This window comes from Yoonia sp. MH D7, assembly GCF_054439475.1.
Genome location: NZ_JBTJCF010000001.1, coordinates 1,437,550 through 1,453,329, shown reverse-complemented (window position 1 = coordinate 1,453,329; position 15,780 = coordinate 1,437,550). Strand labels below are relative to the sequence as shown.

11 protein-coding genes and 2 pseudogenes are annotated in these 15,780 nt (G+C 52.3%); 10 read left to right on the top strand and 3 right to left on the bottom strand.

The window, feature by feature from the left end:
* Nucleotides 1-201: 201 nt before the first annotated feature.
* Nucleotides 202-516: a DUF1127 domain-containing protein gene (locus ACXLHR_RS07090; RefSeq protein ID WP_458790791.1), complete on the bottom strand. Its 315-nt coding sequence runs from the start codon at nt 514-516 to the stop codon at nt 202-204.
* A 534-nt stretch (nt 517-1,050) separates the two neighbouring features.
* Here ACXLHR_RS07090 and ACXLHR_RS07085 point away from each other — a divergent pair.
* Nucleotides 1,051-2,147 (top strand): annotated as a pseudogene (locus ACXLHR_RS07085) (IS3 family transposase).
* A gap of 275 nt (nt 2,148-2,422) precedes the next feature.
* On the opposite strand, the gene rnk reads toward ACXLHR_RS07085, so the two are convergent.
* Nucleotides 2,423-2,854 carry a nucleoside diphosphate kinase regulator gene (gene rnk, locus ACXLHR_RS07080; protein ID WP_458790790.1) on the bottom strand — a complete coding sequence of 144 codons (432 nt, stop codon included), beginning with the start codon at nt 2,852-2,854 and terminating at the stop codon, nt 2,423-2,425.
* Nucleotides 2,855-3,542: 688 nt separating this feature from the next.
* Between rnk and ACXLHR_RS07075 the strand changes: the two genes are divergently transcribed.
* The 4 genes from ACXLHR_RS07075 to ACXLHR_RS07060 all read left to right on the top strand — a co-directional run bounded on the left by ACXLHR_RS07075 (nt 3,543) and on the right by ACXLHR_RS07060 (nt 8,433).
* Nucleotides 3,543-3,860: a DUF1127 domain-containing protein gene (locus tag ACXLHR_RS07075; protein ID WP_458792495.1), complete on the top strand. Its 318-nt coding sequence runs from the start codon at nt 3,543-3,545 to the stop codon at nt 3,858-3,860.
* A 530-nt stretch (nt 3,861-4,390) separates the two neighbouring features.
* Nucleotides 4,391-5,125: a 16S rRNA pseudouridine(516) synthase gene (locus ACXLHR_RS07070; RefSeq protein WP_458790789.1), complete on the top strand. Its 735-nt coding sequence runs from the start codon at nt 4,391-4,393 to the stop codon at nt 5,123-5,125.
* Nucleotides 5,126-5,970: 845 nt separating this feature from the next.
* Nucleotides 5,971-7,449 (top strand): HYR domain-containing protein, encoded by a 1,479-nt coding sequence (locus ACXLHR_RS07065; RefSeq protein ID WP_458790788.1) that lies wholly within the window; start codon nt 5,971-5,973, stop codon nt 7,447-7,449.
* Between the two features lie 144 nt (nt 7,450-7,593).
* Nucleotides 7,594-8,433: a hypothetical protein gene (locus ACXLHR_RS07060; protein ID WP_458790787.1), complete on the top strand. Its 840-nt coding sequence runs from the start codon at nt 7,594-7,596 to the stop codon at nt 8,431-8,433.
* Nucleotides 8,434-8,853: 420 nt separating this feature from the next.
* Here the strand turns inward: ACXLHR_RS07060 and ACXLHR_RS07055 are convergent.
* A pseudogene (locus tag ACXLHR_RS07055) lies at nt 8,854-9,900 on the bottom strand (IS110 family RNA-guided transposase).
* A 690-nt stretch (nt 9,901-10,590) separates the two neighbouring features.
* Between ACXLHR_RS07055 and ACXLHR_RS07050 the strand changes: the two are divergent.
* The 5 genes from ACXLHR_RS07050 (at nt 10,591) to ACXLHR_RS07030 (ending at nt 15,769) form a co-directional block, all read left to right on the top strand.
* On the top strand, nt 10,591-11,895 hold the full coding sequence (locus ACXLHR_RS07050) for an extracellular solute-binding protein (protein WP_458790786.1): 1,305 nt from the start codon (nt 10,591-10,593) through the stop codon (nt 11,893-11,895).
* Nucleotides 11,896-11,962: 67 nt separating this feature from the next.
* Nucleotides 11,963-12,844, top strand: a complete 882-nt coding sequence (locus ACXLHR_RS07045) for an ABC transporter permease subunit (RefSeq protein WP_458790785.1) — start codon at nt 11,963-11,965, stop codon at nt 12,842-12,844.
* Nucleotides 12,845-12,852: 8 nt separating this feature from the next.
* Entirely contained in the window at nt 12,853-13,725 is an 873-nt protein-coding gene (locus ACXLHR_RS07040) for an ABC transporter permease subunit (RefSeq protein ID WP_458790784.1), read from the top strand.
* An 11-nt stretch (nt 13,726-13,736) separates the two neighbouring features.
* Nucleotides 13,737-14,780 carry an ABC transporter ATP-binding protein gene (locus ACXLHR_RS07035; RefSeq protein WP_458790783.1) on the top strand — a complete coding sequence of 348 codons (1,044 nt, stop codon included), beginning with the start codon at nt 13,737-13,739 and terminating at the stop codon, nt 14,778-14,780.
* Nucleotides 14,777-15,769: an endonuclease/exonuclease/phosphatase family protein gene (locus ACXLHR_RS07030; protein ID WP_458790782.1), complete on the top strand. Its 993-nt coding sequence runs from the start codon at nt 14,777-14,779 to the stop codon at nt 15,767-15,769. Before ACXLHR_RS07035 ends, ACXLHR_RS07030 begins: the two co-directional genes overlap by 4 nt.
* Nucleotides 15,770-15,780 lie beyond the last annotated feature (11 nt).

Below are 15,780 nucleotides of genomic sequence, written 5' to 3'. Positions count from 1 at the left end.
CGTTGGATTGCTCTATCGCCTGAAACGTTGCAGCGTCGAATGCGGTGGACCAAAGCGAGTTAAAAAGGCGGGTTCCATTCATGGGCTTGGGAACCTCGCAGCGAGCCAGAAAAGACGATTGGTGAATCGGTCATTTTTCGAGCGAGGTGAGCGGTTGCGCCATCCAAATTCGATGACGCAACCAGCTTACCTCTTCAAGCGCTATGAAGCATGCTTAAGCCTGCTTTGACCGTGAAACCGTTCATTGGGTGCGGGTGTAGGTGCCGAAATCTTTGAGTCGACACCACAAAGATTGTCAGCAAAGCGTTTGATATGGCGGCGCGGAATGCCGATGAGTTTGAGTGTGTGGTCATCCAGTGCATTCAGTGTCGCAATCATCTTGCGATGTTTCCATTTTTCCCAACCGATACGCATCCAGCTCTGAAACCGCCTATTCCTTTCAGGTCGGTTCGGGTTCTTTGATAAAACGTTAGCTTGGTAAAGCAAAAATCCATTGCTGAACAAGATGGGGTTCATATCATCCTCCATTTATATGAGTGAAAACCGCAACAATTTTTCTGCATCTAAATGCCTATGCGTGGTGGGAAACCGCGTCGCACAGGTGTGCATATCATATTGTCAAATAATACAGATCAATCAATCTGTGAGACCCCGAGGCGTAGAACGGCATAGTCATCCGCTTCGCCCGGGGTTACCTGCGGTTCAGTGTCTGTCCTGCGAAGGGCAGGGACCTCATATGAATGCGGATCATCATCATGCTTTTCATATGGGCTGTCTAGCCTGCGCTTTCAACGCTGGGCGGGCGATATCGCCTTATTATTAAGGCTATTGCGACCAACGAGCCATTTAAGTCACGGAAAGACCGCGACAGCGAAATCCCGCGAGTAGGCGCTGCCGACCTGCTAACGATTATCTGGAGCCTGTTGATTTAGGCCATCGACGTAACGCAACTGACAGGCCATGCGAAGGTAAGCAGGTCAGCGCCGTTGACCTGAGCCCCTAAAATTCCTCCAGATTTGTGTAGAGGCCGCCCAACAAAAGGACGGACAAATGAAAGCACGATTTACGGATGAACAGATCATAGCGATGATCAAGGAACAGGAAGCTGGTGAGAAGACCGCTGATGTATGACGGCGGCACGGGATCAGTTCGGCGACGTTTTACAAATACAAATCGAAGTATGGCGGCATGGAACCGTCTGACGCGAAGCGGCTGAGAGCCTTGGAAGACGAGAACGGTAAGTTGAAGAAGCTATTGGCGGAGCAGATGTTGGACAATGCCATGCTGCGAGACATCAATTCAAAAAAATGGTGACGCCCGTTGGGAAGCGGAAAGCTGTGGTGCATTTGATGGAAGTCCATCAGGTCAGCCAGCGACGGGCGTGTGATGTGCTACAGATTGATCGATCAACGGTGCGGTATCTGTCGCGCCGTGGCGATGATGCGAAGCTGCGAGATGCAATCAAACGCGTGTCTCGTGAACGGCGGCGGTTTGGTTGCCGCCGTGTCCATGTGAGGATTGCGCGGGATGGCTTTGAGGTGAACCACAAGAAAGTGAGGCGCATCTACCGTGAAGAGAAGCTTCAGGTGCGCCGTAGAGGCGGCAGGAAGCGTGCTTTGGGCACAAGGAAGCCAATGGTGCTGCCGGATGGCCCTAACCAGCGATGGAGCCTGGATTTCGTGTCGGATGCACTGACAGACGGTCGCCGTTTTCGCATTCTGGCCGTCGTCGATGACTTCAGCCGTGAGGATTTGGTATTGGTCGCGGATACATCATTGTCAGGTCAACGCGTTTCCAGAGAACTGGACCACATAATCTCTGAGCGTGGCATGCCAAAGACGATTGTGTCCGGCAATGGCACCGAGTTCACCAGCATGGCGATCCTTAAATGGGTTCAGGATACAGGCATTGACTGGCACTATATCGCGCCAGGAAAGCCCCAGCAGAACCGCTTTATCGAAAGCTTCAACGGCAAATTACGGGACGAATGCCTCAATGAAACGCTGTTTGGCACATTAGGTGAGGCCCGCGAAACGCTCGAAGACTGGCAGGAGGATTACAATTGGCGCAGGCCACATTCAGCATTAGGCAACCTGACGCCAATGGAATTCTTGCAGAGAAAGACGATGGACAAAATGGCCGCCTGAGGTCACAGATTTAACCCCAAGGACTCCGCGCAAAGCTGGAGGGAACTTGGGGCTCAGGTCAGCGTGATGCCGATAGATTGCGCTTTTTACTCGCCGAAAAGCACAGTGATATGTGGCTTTAACAGGATCCGTTCCATGCCTGAAATTGCGAAAACATTTGGCCAGACGAGGCGGCGGGGATGATGTTTGATGGCTATTTCAGGCGCTTCTTCTGTGGCTCTGATTGTTCAAGTCTTTAGATGAGGCAGGACGTCCTGCCTCATCGCTTTCTTGATTTACGAGTTTGCCGTGGGCTGTATCACCTCAAGGACCGTTAACATGCGATGCTGGTCGTCTCGTGTATCCCAGTAAAAAACTGCCCCTTCCGACAGCCCCAATAGCGCAACACCGATAGGTGTCATGACCGAAACACAAAGCTGTGTGATGTCGGCCTCTTCGGGGTAGACCAGCGTTACCGTTTTTTCCTGGCCGCTTGCTTCGTCGCGATAGCTCACGGTGCTGCCCATCGTCACAACATTCTCGCGAACTTTGGCCGAAGCTACGATACGGGCGCGGCCGATCTCTTCATGGAGGCGGTCTGCCAGCGCGGGCTGACGTAGCATCATGCTGTCGGCCAGCCCCTCAAGGTGGGTCAGGTCATCGGCATTGATAACAACTTTCGGGTTACGCTTGGGTGCCTTTTGGGTGGCAGCGGGGGAAGTAGACATAGATGAACTCCTTATGGTGAAAGACAGGTTCAGAAATGGTGGAAAGAACGAGATGCGCGAATGGTCGAGGAATGCCTGACGAACGTGGCCGTCTCTCAGGGCTGGATACGTTGAACGTAATTATCCACTGGCGGATTAATGCCAGAACCACTCTTCAAGACTGAAAGAAAACCCGGAAGGTACAAACGACGCGAATGCGCCTAGACCACCCGGGGAAGCGGGCGGTTTAGCAGTAGAAACCGGAAATGATCAGCATGCACCATCATGCTGATAGAGCTAGGTATCTACTGATCAATAGTCAATCTCGATAACTAAACACAGATTTCATACTGTTTTAGTGACCTTTATGGCCCATTGACTGGCGCGTTTGCGCCGAAGGGACATAGACCTACGCAACACGATTGAAAGCATCGATGCGGTGTCCCATATGAGGAGTATGCTGATGTTTAGCTTCCATATGAGGTTCCTGCTTTTCGCAGGAAATCGACTAAACCGCCGTTAGCCCCGGGCGGGGTTGGCCTACTTGTGCCACTTTGCGCTTCGGGGTTTTTTCAGATCGCTTTGATCTATTCGAGACGACGGAGGCATCTGCCCCGCCGATTTTGAATTGCGACTGACCGCATTCTAAAAATTCGGCACAGCAGAGACTAATGTTACGGCTTCAGTAACCTCAGATTTGGAGGATGATATGCATTCCTTTTTCACACATCGAAACAACATGTCTCAATTTAGCGACCAAGACGCTGCGAACAACAATAGCGGAATGGCGCGACCTCGCGTTTGGCGACGCTGGCTTCGCGCGGCTGTCAACAATTGGAAGAGGCGCAAGATGGTTGCGGAGCTGCAATCCATGGAGGATCGCCTGCTTAAAGACATCGGCATAGAGCGCAGTGACATCCAGCGAATTGGTGGCGGTTTTGATGATCGCAGGCATGGCATGGTTCTATTGGCAAAGCCTTCACGTATCGCCAGTGATGACCAAAATGCGCTTAAGCTGGTAGCCTAACGGTCGTCAAACTCAATAGTGGCGCCATCCCGTTCCGGTGGCGCAGCACATACGAAAAGACCAATGCGTTAAGAAGGAAACAATATAATGATGTTATGCAGAGCTGACTTTGAAGAATTACTCCCACACCTGTTCAAAGCTGTGGATCATGCCGTGAGCGAGGAAAGTGTTTCCCCAACTCATGAATGTATTTCACGCTGGAAAGACGATGGTGGGAGCGTTTCGGCGACGCCGTCCCGCGAACACGCTCGGGCAACCGTCGTTCCTATGTCCACAGGCCGCACTGCGCAGATAACGGAACTGCATCTGACGCAGACTTGAGAGAGTAATCAGGATCATTAAGTCGGATATCTTACAGGAAACTCCTATCTAAATCAAAACATCTACATTCGTCACTTTGTGAAAAGCAGCTAATCTAACCAATTGGTAATGCAACGAACAGCCTTGATCAGCAGGCGCAACGAGTCGCTTCATCAGGGCCATATTTTTCAGAGATTTGGCGATTAGCTCGCAGAGGTAGCAGAAAAGTAATGGCTAAGGCATCAACCACCCGCGTGGATAAGCTCCTCTCCTCTATGGGATATGGCTCGCGCAGCGAAATCAAGCAGATGGCAAAGAATGGCAGTATCACTCATGATGCTGCCGAGATCCGGGACGTTTCCAAACGCATCCTTGTCACTGCAGATTTGCCGACACGCATGGAGGTCAACGGTGAAGCGCTTGATCCTGTCGCTGGCATGGTTATCCTTTTAAACAAGCCAGTGGGTATGACATGTTCACACAAGGAGGTTGGCGCGCTGGTTTATGAACTGCTACCCGATCGCTGGAGGCGGCGCATCCCGCCCATTTCAACCATCGGCCGTTTGGACAAACAGACATCCGGCCTTTTGTTACTGACCGACGATGGCAAGCTTCTACACCATGTCAGCAGCCCTAAAAGTTTCACTAGAAAGACTTATCGCGCCAAGTTGGCCCGCCCGCTTGATGGCACCGAGGGCGAGTTGTTTGCGTCGGGCCAATTGGTTTTGGAGCGCGACCCAAGACCGCTGGCTCCGGCCAAACTGGAGATTATTTCGGAAACCGAAGCACTATTGCATGTTACTGAAGGTCGTTATCATCAGGTGCGCCGCATGTTTGCAGCCGCCGGCAATCACGTGGAGAACCTACACCGTGAACGTTTGGGTAATCTTTCACTGCCGGATGGCATGGCTTCAGGTCAATGGTCGCTGCTAAGCAAAGAGAGGATCGCGTTGATCTTTCAATAGACCAAATACAGTGTGATCTTAGAGCAATTGAACGGGGCATGTCCCATCATGGCGTCCGGCGCGCGCACCTATCAAGCGCAGTATAGTAAAAGTAGCCGCAACCGTCTTACTGGACATGAAGATTTTGTCCGCAACTTGATCCTTAGCTGCTGCTGCCCAACTGCAAATTGTGCGAAGGGCCGGTTTTCTCACCTCGTGCGCACGCAGCAAAGATTTGACACTTCCGGTATGGGCCCACTGCGACCATCAGATCGTCTTAAGCATTTGTGACTTTGACCTCTTTTTAAACGGTTGCCTTCGCCAGATGACTCAGAGCACGCGCATTTGAAGTGAGTGTCGCCGAAGTCCGCATGGTGGTTTATGATGTGGTAGTCCGTAGTTGTCATTTGAGATGCAAGTTCAGTTCTGACTGGATAGGACGGCAGCGCTTAAGTCATCAGCACCCAAGATCAGCTTGCGTAAATGACGTATCAGAAACACGTCATTGTCCAATTGGCGTTTCGGGCAAAGGTGTTGATGGTTTGATCGATATTTTATGGCGGAGTTTGACGCAGATTTTTACCGTTATGATAGTTATGCAACAGCGATTAAGTCGTTGGTTTCGGAGCTTTTTTATCAATTGCCTAATTTTCACCATTGGATAGACATTACTTTGAGCATTTAGCTTTCTAGCAGACCCACAACCTCGATTTCGCTTTAAGCGGCCCTGAATAGTTGCTGACATTCGTCTGTGCTCCTCGCGACCTTAAAACGTGAGCTCACAGAGGGAAGCTGGTTTTTACTTGGTGAGAAAGTCTGATGATGGGGCGTTGCGAGGTTATTAGTTGGTTGGTGGAGTGCTGAACATGCATACATTTTTTTTGAATTTTTCTCGTCTGATTGCCATTGCGGCGATTTACCTCTTGAGTGCAGTTTTTGCGGGACCAGCTTTTGCGCAAGCCCTTGCTGATGGGAGCTACCGGATAGACGGAGACATCGATGATCCCGCTGATCGTGCTCCGTTTATCGGAACTTTCACTGTCTCCGGGGGCACCATCGCCACGTTGAGTGTCAAATTTGCGGATTCTATATTAATTCCCGCCACTGGGTCGACTTACACCGGAACGACAATTGTGATTGAAAGCGCGACGGCGATTTCTGGCACGCTGAACGGTGCGCCAGACGAATACCTAACCCTTAAAAGTGATGGTAGGTTTGATTGTGGTGGTGGAATTTTCAATGGGTCTGATGCCTGCCGACTGACCCGTTTGGCATATGGGACCGAACCGAATGAAAAAACAGGTAGCTACACCATTTCGCTGATCAACACTGCGCCAACGGACAACATTGCACCAATCATCGCGGTGCCTGCGGATCAAGCCGCAAATGCAGATGCGGGTGCCAGTACGGCTTCGCTGGATATCACTGGTTTGGGCGCTGTGACCGACAACGTCGATACGGGGCTGGCGATCACCTATCAGGTTGGGTCTACGGTGCTTACGGGCGCTTATGACTTCCCGATTGGCGCGACTGTTGTGACCATGGACGCGGCTGATACGGCGGGTAATGATGCGGCACAGGTGAGCTTTACCGTGACGGTCAGTGATGCGGGAGCACCTGTTTTGACTGCACCTGCGGATCAAGTTGCCACGACCGACGCGGGTGCTAATACGGCTTCGCTGGATGTCACTGGATTGGGAACTGTGAGTGACAACGTCGATACGGGGCTTGCGATCACCTATCAGGTTGGGACGACGCTGCTTACGGGCGCTTATGATTTCCCGATTGGCGCGACGGTTGTGACCATGGACGCGGCTGATACGGCGGGCAATGATGCGACACAGGTGAGCTTTACCGTGACCATCAGTGATGCGGGAGCACCTGTTTTGACTGCACCTGCGGATCAAGTTGCCACGACCGATGCGGGTGCCAATACGGCTTCGCTGGATGTCACTGGTTTGGGCGCTGTGACCGACAACTTCGATACGGGGCTTGCGATCACCAATCAGGTTGGGACGACGGTGCTTACGGGCGCTTATGATTTCCTGATTGGCGCGACGGTTGTGACCATGGACGCGGCTGATACTGCGGGCAATGATGCGACACAGGTGAGCTTTACCGTGACCGTCATACAGACAGTGACCGACACCACGGCACCTGCTGTTGCGACGTCGACAACGATCACAACCAATCCGGACGGCTCAATCACTGTTACGGGGATGGCAGAGCCAAATGCGATAGTCGAGATCACCTTCCCAGACGGAAGTGTGGCCCGTGCCGGACTTTCTGCTACTGGCAGCTTTTCGGTCACGTCAGGCGCAGCTCAGTTAAGTGGTAATGTTTAAATCGTTATTATTGACGCAGCAGGCAATCGCTCTGAAGTGTTGAGCCTCAGCTTTGTCGTGGCACCCACAGTAGAGCAAATGCAGGAACAGATTGCGGGTTATATGCGGAATCGGGCAAGTCAGACGATTGCGGCACAACCTGACTTGATCGGGTTTCTGTCGGGTGCAGCCACAAGTAACTTCAACGCCGATGTGACCCAAAGCAACGGTGACTTCGCCTTTGCCACATCAGGTGACCAGCCAGTGTGGGCAACGTTGCAGGGTAGTTGGTCTAAGTTTGGCGCAGCCGAGAGCACCTATTTCTTTGGCGCAGTCGGAGCTCATACGAAGGTGTCGCAAGATGCTTTGGTGGGTATGTTGTTTGAGTTTGATAAGTTTACCCAAACAGATGGGGCGTCATCAACTCAAGGTGATGGCTATCTTGTTGGACCTTATTTTGTGGTCAAATTGCCCGAGCAGCCCTTGTTCTTTGAGGGCAGATTGCTAACTGGTAAAACTGAAAATAGCCTGAGCGTCGAAGGCGCAGCGGCTGAAACCTTTGTCACGCAGCGGACATTGGCGTCGCTCAAGGTGGCTGGTCAGATCAATTATGGAGAATTGGTTCTTACGCCAAGTCTGATAGCCACTCATCTGTGGGATACGCAGGATGCCTTTGCAAATATCCAAGGCAATATTGTCGGTGAGCAGGGCATCGAAATGAATGAAGTTGCAGCAGGCCTTAATTTTGCCCAACCTGTTTCTTTGTCGAGTGGCGAACTGTTGTTAACGGGTGGTATCTCAAGCATTCTGTCGAGTAGCAACGGAACGGGCTTTGCCGCCTCAGATACGGCTATCACAGATGGTACGCGATCACGGGTATCACTTGGGGCAAGCTTCACAATGTCAAACGGAACGATTCTGAGCGCTGGGTCATTCTATGACGGGATCGGCATGAATGATTATGAGAGCTACGGGATTGATCTCGGAATCCAAATGCAGTTCTAAAACGGCCTCCTTTTGCTGGTTTAATAACAAGGGGCCCAGGGGAACCTGCGCCCTTTGTTCATTTGCTGAGACCTGATCGTCATAAACCCGTCAACTCCAACACAACCGTGCCGCATAATCCCAAGATAGCCGCTCTGGTAAAGCTGCGCTGCACCGATCGCCAGTGTCACGAAGGTCCTGTGTGGATGGCTCTTGCATAGCAAGACATATTTGATCCGATTTGTGCATTAGTCAGAAGCAGTCATGTGTCCGGCCTGTTTGCGCGGTTTTGACCGCTGGCCCTGATGGGTTCCGCAAACCAAGTCCCTTACAGCTTAGCGGGCTATGTTGCCCGGGACCTTCGACGGGGTGTCTTGGTTTTGGCCGCAGACTTATGCACCATCATCTCGCGGGTCTTGCTAACTCGTTGTTCTTCCTCCTTTAGACCGTGTGCGGTGTATATGGTTCGTTGCGGGTCAGAACGGCCCAGACGATCCGAGCGGTCTTGTTGGCCATGGCGACAGTCGCCAAGCGTGCGGGTTTTCGCTCCAGCAGCGATATCAGCCACTTACTTGCGCGCTCCGGGTGCGATTTGGTCTGTCGGACAAGCGATGTCATGCCAACGACCAACAATGATCGTAAATATTGATCGCCCATTTTAGTAATACGCCCGAGCTTCTCTTTGCCGCCGCTGGATTTGTTCGCGGGCGTCAGTCCCAGCGTCACGCCAAAGGCGTGCTTTCAGCACGACGCTGCAAACTCGCGGCCATTGCTGAACTGATGGCCATCACCAATGCTGGCGATGATTGCCGAGGCGGTCACAGCGCCAACACCGGGAATAGTGCGCAACAAACGGACCCGCGCATCTTCTTTGGCGACCAACTTGAGCCGGTTTTCATACCATCGGATCCGCGTGTGAAGCGCCATGAGATGTTCGCAAAGGTTATGGATCACCTCATTGGCGATCTCGGGCAAGTCCAGTACTTCACCCATCAAAATATCCTCAGCAAACCCAATGACCCGCGCGAGGCCCCTCGCGATGTAAACCCCGAACTCAGCGACCATGCCACGCAAGCCATTGATCAGCTGTGTGCGTTGGCGCATGAGCAGACTCCGTGCGCGATGGAGCGACAACAAAGCTTGTTGTTCAACGGTTTTTATCGCAACAAACCTCATCGTAGGACGCGTTACCGCTTCACAAATGGCTTCGGCATCAATGGCGTCAGACTTTCCGCGTTTAACATATGGTTTGACATAAATCGGTGGGATCAGCCGGACATCATGGCCCAACGCTGTTAGCTCGCGCCCCCAATGATGCGCACTGCTACAAGCCTCCATACCAATCAGGCAGGGTGCAAGCTTGGAGAAAAACGGTAACAACTGTGCCCGTCTCAAAGGCCTGTTGAAGGCGACCTCTTCGTCTTTAGTGATCCCGTGAACTTGAAAAATGTTCTTGGCCAAATCTAGGCCGATTGTGGTAACTTCCATGGGGTGGCTCCTCTCTATGCAGATTTCGACACCTGCAGTATAGCGCATTACGACGCCGGTTGGAGCAAGAGCCATCCACCCCATCAGCAATGGGCGGTGAGTGCTGTCTGTCAGTAAAGGGCGGGGATGAGAGGTTCTGTGTGGTTTGCAATAAGGGCCGCTATGCGGGACAAAACCGACATTGCAATATTTCAGCTACAGAGCCTTATTTAATGCCGCGCATGCGGCGAAATGGTGCGAGATGGTAATAAGAAAAGCTTCGTCGAGATATCCGACTCGTTCGATGTCGTTGGATCGACGTCGAAAAGGCTTTGAACCAAGTGTATTTCCAAAATGGTTAAATAGCGAATAGGCGATGTCTGCAGATGATGATGTGCGGGTGAGATCGTGGTGCATATCAATCCAAATGTTGAGAAAACAGAGGTGTTTCTCGCCGAAAAGAGGCATGCCAGTTAGGTGAAACGGAACAGCACAAAAATGTGCGCGAATGCGTTAACTTACACATAGCTGTTACAATCATTCACTATGAAAACGCCATGCGGTTACGCGCATGTCGGGTGTTCACCTGACTTGAAATCGAAACATCCCGTGGGTCCAGTGAGATCCGCTTCCAATAGGGCGTAGGCAATGCTGCCTGCGCCGCCAATAGGTTTTGTCCAAAAAGGGCGAAACACGACCGGAGAACTTTCTATGAATCGTCTTTCAATTCTTTCAGCGGCCACCCTGTCCATGATGGCCAGCGCGGCAGTGGCTCAGACAGATATCACGTGGTGGCATGCCATGGGTGGCGCGCTTGGCGATACGGTCAATCAGATCGCAACAGACTTTAATGCGAGCCAGTCTGATTACGTCATCACGCCTGCGTTCAAGGGCACATACGAAGAAGCGTTGACGGCGGGCATCGCGGCATTCCGCGCAGGCGAACAGCCTAACATTTTGCAGGTGTTTGACGCAGGCGCGGCAACGGTGATTGGCGCCAAGGGTGCGACGATCCCTGTGCAGGATTTGTTGACTGAGAATGGTGTCGATTTCGATATCAACAATTACATCTCTGGCGTGCGGTATTTCTTTGCTGATAGCGATGATAAAATGATCGGCATGCCGTTCAACTCATCCTCGCCGATCATGTATTACAACCAGCAAGCCATGGAAACTGCTGGTGTTGAAGCGCCAAAAACGTGGGAAGAGTTTGAAACCGTGACCGCCCCTGCGTTGGCTGATGCGGGGTATATTCCGCTTGCGCAATCCCATTCGCCTTGGATTTTCGCGGAAAACTTCATGTCGCGTCATGATCTTCCATTTGCGACCAACGACAACGGCTATTCAGGCACCGATACGGAAATTTTGATCAACTCACCAGAGGTCAAGATGCATTGGTCCAAGGTGAAAGACTGGCTTGATGCAGGTTATTACGCCTATTACGGCGCAGGCTGGAACGACAACCAAACACCGTTTGAAGAGGGTAAAGTTGCGATTTGGCTCGGCTCTTCCGGCTCATTCGGTGGCCTGTCAAAACTGGGGTTGCCGTTTGATTTCTCTGCGACATATCTGCCTTATTGGGAAGCAGTCACAACAGAACCAAAGCAAACATTCATCGGCGGCGCGGCCTTGTTTGCGATGTCTGGCAAGTCGGACGAAGAGAACAAAGCAACCGCAGCGTTCTTTGAATTCCTGACCTCCCCAGAGGTGCAGTATATGTGGCACCAAGAGACGGGTTATGTGCCAATCACAATCGCAGCCTACGACATGGCAAAAGCGGATGGTTACTATGACCGCGCCCCCGCCGCAGAAGTCGGCATCCAGCAGTTGTCCTTGCCAGCAGGCGAAAACACCAAAGGGTACCGCATGGGGTTCTACGTGCAAATCCGCGACGTGATGAACCGTGAGTTTGGTCGCATCCTTGGCGGCGAAACATCTGTGGATGATGCGTTTGCGACGATCGAAGCGGAGGGCAATGAATTGCTTGCACGCTTTGCACAGACGCAGTCGAATTAAATCCTCACTCTGAAAATTGCCGAGTGGCCGCCGCGAGCGGCCATTCGTGCATGCACAAGGACTGTCCATGAAACGTGCCGCTTTTAACAATCAATGGATGCCGATCCTGCTGCTTGTGCCGCAAATCGGGATCATTGGTGTTTTCTTTTATTGGCCAGCAATCCACGCATTGCGCTCGTCATTCTACCTACAAGACCCGTTCGGATTTAGCGAAACGTTCGTTGGCTTTGCGAACTATCTAACCCTGTTCAACTCTGCCGCTTACGGTCGTGCGGCGATGTTCACGGTGTCTTTCACGCTTTTGGTCACAGGGTTGTCGCTTGGGATCGCGTTGTTACTGGCGGTGAAAGCCGACAAGGTGATCCGTGGCGCCAAAACCTATCGCACGCTTCTGATGTGGGTTTATGCCGTGGCTCCGCCAGTTGCGGGTGTCATCGGGATCATCCTGTTCAACCAAAGCTGGGGACCACTGACGCGTCTGTTTGGCAACCTCGGGTGGGAGTTCACGCTTGGTGTGGATTACTACGATACCGCTTTTGCTATGGTGTTGATTTCAGTCTGGAAACAGATCCCCGTCAACTTCATCTTCTTCTTGTCGGGCCTACAGTCGATACCTAAATCCGTTCGCGAAGCGGCGCTGATCGACAACCGATCTGCAACAAGCCGGTTCTGGGATGTGACGTTTCCGCTCTTGGCACCCACAGGATTTTTCCTGTTGATCACCAACATCACTTATTCGCTGTTTGATACATTTGGCATCATCGACACGGTGGTCAAAGGTGAGCCGGGAAACAACCCAATGACCCTTGTGTACAAGGTTTACGTTGACGGTTTCCGTGGCAACGACATGGGCGGATCATCGGCGCAGTCGGTCATATTAATGGTGCTTGTCTTGGCAATGACCGTGTTTCAATTCCGGCTCGTTGAGCGCCGCATTCACTATACTTGAGGTCTGATATGCAAATCGAGACACATAAAAAACGGCGTATTAAATTTTCGGTGGTGTTGGATCACAGCGTGCTGATCTTGGGGGCGATTTTCATGCTGCTTCCGGTTCTAATGCTGCTGCAAATGACCACGATGCCAGATTTAGTGACGATGAAAACTGGCCCGTCCTTGGCGGTAGGCGACCAGCTTGACGAAAATTTCCGCAAAGCGATCTTTCAAGCCGATGGGTTTTCAGGGGCCAATACCGGTCTGAGGATGCTCTGGAATTCACTGGCCCTCGGGCTTGGATTTGCCTTCGGGAAAATTGTGCTGGGTATGATGGCAGCCTATGCAATCGTCTATTTTCGCATGCGCTTTGCCACATTCGCATTCTGGATCATCTTTACCACGTTGCTGCTCCCGCTCGAAGTGCGCATCCTTCCATCCTACGAAATCGCGCAAAAACTCGGGATGCTGAACACCTACCAAGGCCTTATTATCCCGTTGATAGCCTCTGCCACCGCGACGTTCTTTTTCCGCCAATACTTCCGTTCGATCCCCGAAGAATTGGTGGAAGCCGCGCGGATTGACGGTGCTGGTCCGGTAAAATTCTTCATCGATATTCTGGTGCCATTATCCCAAACCATGATCGCTGCGATGTTCATCATTATGTTCGTCTACGGCTGGAACCAATACCTTTGGCCCACGATGGTCACTACCGAAGAGGGCATGTTCACCCTCGTGCGCGGCATCAAACAAATCACCCAATCGCTCGAAGGCACAAGTTTGCCCGAATACGGCCGTGCAAATATGTTGGCACTCCTCGCCATTTTGCCGCCCGTCCTCATCGTCATATTTTTCCAAAGCTGGTTCGTCAAAGGTTTGACGGAATCGGATAAGTAAGGAACGTTACTATGGCTCAGGTTACGCTGTCCCAAATTTCCAAAGTTTACCCCAACGGCTTCACGGCTGTGAAACCCGCAAGTTTTGACATTCCAGACGGCGAATTTGTCGTGCTGGTCGGCCCGTCAGGCTGCGGGAAGTCGTCGATGCTGCGCATGATTGCAGGGCTAGAAAATATCTCGTCAGGCGATTTGAGTATCGGTGGGCGGCGCGTCAACGATCTTGATCCCGCCGACCGCGACATCGCGATGGTGTTTCAAAACTACGCATTATATCCGCATATGACCGTGCGCAAAAACATCGGTTACGGTTTGAAAAACCGCAAGATTGACAAGGGCGAGATTGACCGCAAAGTGCGCGAAGCTTCGGCGATGTTGAACCTTGACGACTACCTTGATCGCAAGCCGAGCCAATTGTCGGGGGGCCAGCGCCAGCGCGTTGCTATGGGCCGCGCGATTGTGCGTGATCCAGAGCTGTTTTTATTCGACGAACCCTTGTCGAATCTTGATGCTAAGCTGCGCAACCAGATGCGGATCGAGATCAAAGCGCTGCAACGCAGATTGGGTGTTACAGCAGTTTATGTGACACACGATCAGGTTGAGGCCATGACTATGGCTGACCGGATTATTGTGATGAACGAGGGGCGCATAGAGCAGATCGGCACCCCGTCCGAAGTCTATAATACGCCTGCAACGACGTTTGTTGCCTCGTTTATGGGTGCACCGCCGATGAATTTAATGGCGGGTGATGTTGCTGGCGGCCAAGTGCGGATTGGCGCTTTGGGTTTGGGTAACGTGGCAGTAAAGGCGGGCAGGGTGACAGTCGGTATTCGTCCGGAAGATATCGTGCCAGACACGTCGGGCCCGATCGCAATTGAGGTCACATTGGTTGAGGAGCTCGGCGCGCACCGTTTGTTGCATGGTGATTTAGGCGGTGAAAAGATCAGTATTTATGTTGGCAAAGACAATATCATCTCGACGGGTCCGTTGCGTGTCTCATTAAAACCTGACGCGGTGTCGTTGTTTTGTGCAGAGCGGGGTGTGAGGGTCGCATGAAGATTGTTGATGCGCTGCCGCTTGTGACGTCCGACCAACTGGAGGTGATTTTGGCCGCGCCGCGCACGACGTTGGCGCATCAGGCATTGTTAAAAACTTTACCTGCAATGAATGCGGTTCAGGTGGGGCGGGAGGTTGCGGAAAAGCTGCTGCCTGCCGAGATGTCCATCGCTGCGTGGAATGTCGAACGTGGACTTTTCCCCGAGCAGAACGCAGATTTGCTGGCGTCTTTGATGCCTGATGTGGTTTTGCTGTCAGAAGTCGATCACGGTATGGCCCGCACTGCACAGCGCCATACGGCCCAGGAGATGGCAGATGAATTGGGCATGACCTATGCTTTTGGTGTCGAGTTTCACGAGCTTGATCTTGGCGGAACAACCGAGCTGCCATTTTGTAGTGATGATTTCAACGAGCGCGGGTGGCACGGCAATGCGATTTTAAGCGCGGTGCCATTCGAGGCGGTGACGATGGTGCGTCTAGATGACCATGGTCATTGGTTCGCCAGCGATGAGCTTGACGCCGACCCGCAGCAGCCACGTGTCGGCGGGCGCATGGCGTTGATGGCCATTGTGCCGCGCGAAAACGGACCTGTTTGCGTTGTGTCCACGCATTTGGAGAGTAACGCAGACGGGAAACACCGTGCCTTGCAGTTTGACCGTTTAATGGATGCGATCGATGTGTTTGCGCCTGACATGCCTGTGATGATTGGTGGTGATTTGAACACGGGAAATCACCAGCCGCCTGACTTTGACTGGCGCCGCGAGCCCCTGTTCGAGCGTGCCGGCCTGCGTGGTTATCATTGGGATGCCACACCAGAGGGTAATACGACCCGCCGTAGTTTGATCACCCCACACCCGACCCGTGAAATGAAACTGGATTGGTTTTTCACACGCGGATTGAGCTGTGTGCAGCATGCCTTGGTTTCTGCGTTAGGGCCGGATGATTTACCACTGTCGGATCATGATGTGATTTGGTGCAGTGTTTCATAAAACAGTCACCT

Bases quoted from the DNA above. Each gene is read 5' to 3' on its own strand.
- ACXLHR_RS07090 (WP_458790791.1), bottom strand. From the start codon at position 516: ATGAACCCCATCTTGTTCAGCAATGGATTTTTGCTTTACCAAGCTAAC.
- rnk (WP_458790790.1), bottom strand. From the start codon at position 2,854: ATGTCTACTTCCCCCGCTGCCACCCAAAAGGCACCCAAGCGTAACCCG.
- ACXLHR_RS07075 (WP_458792495.1), top strand. From the start codon at position 3,543: ATGCATTCCTTTTTCACACATCGAAACAACATGTCTCAATTTAGCGAC.
- ACXLHR_RS07070 (WP_458790789.1), top strand. From the start codon at position 4,391: ATGGCTAAGGCATCAACCACCCGCGTGGATAAGCTCCTCTCCTCTATG.
- ACXLHR_RS07065 (WP_458790788.1), top strand. From the start codon at position 5,971: ATGCATACATTTTTTTTGAATTTTTCTCGTCTGATTGCCATTGCGGCG.
- ACXLHR_RS07050 (WP_458790786.1), top strand. From the start codon at position 10,591: ATGAATCGTCTTTCAATTCTTTCAGCGGCCACCCTGTCCATGATGGCC.
- ACXLHR_RS07045 (WP_458790785.1), top strand. From the start codon at position 11,963: ATGAAACGTGCCGCTTTTAACAATCAATGGATGCCGATCCTGCTGCTT.
- ACXLHR_RS07040 (WP_458790784.1), top strand. From the start codon at position 12,853: ATGCAAATCGAGACACATAAAAAACGGCGTATTAAATTTTCGGTGGTG.
- ACXLHR_RS07035 (WP_458790783.1), top strand. From the start codon at position 13,737: ATGGCTCAGGTTACGCTGTCCCAAATTTCCAAAGTTTACCCCAACGGC.
- ACXLHR_RS07030 (WP_458790782.1), top strand. From the start codon at position 14,777: ATGAAGATTGTTGATGCGCTGCCGCTTGTGACGTCCGACCAACTGGAG.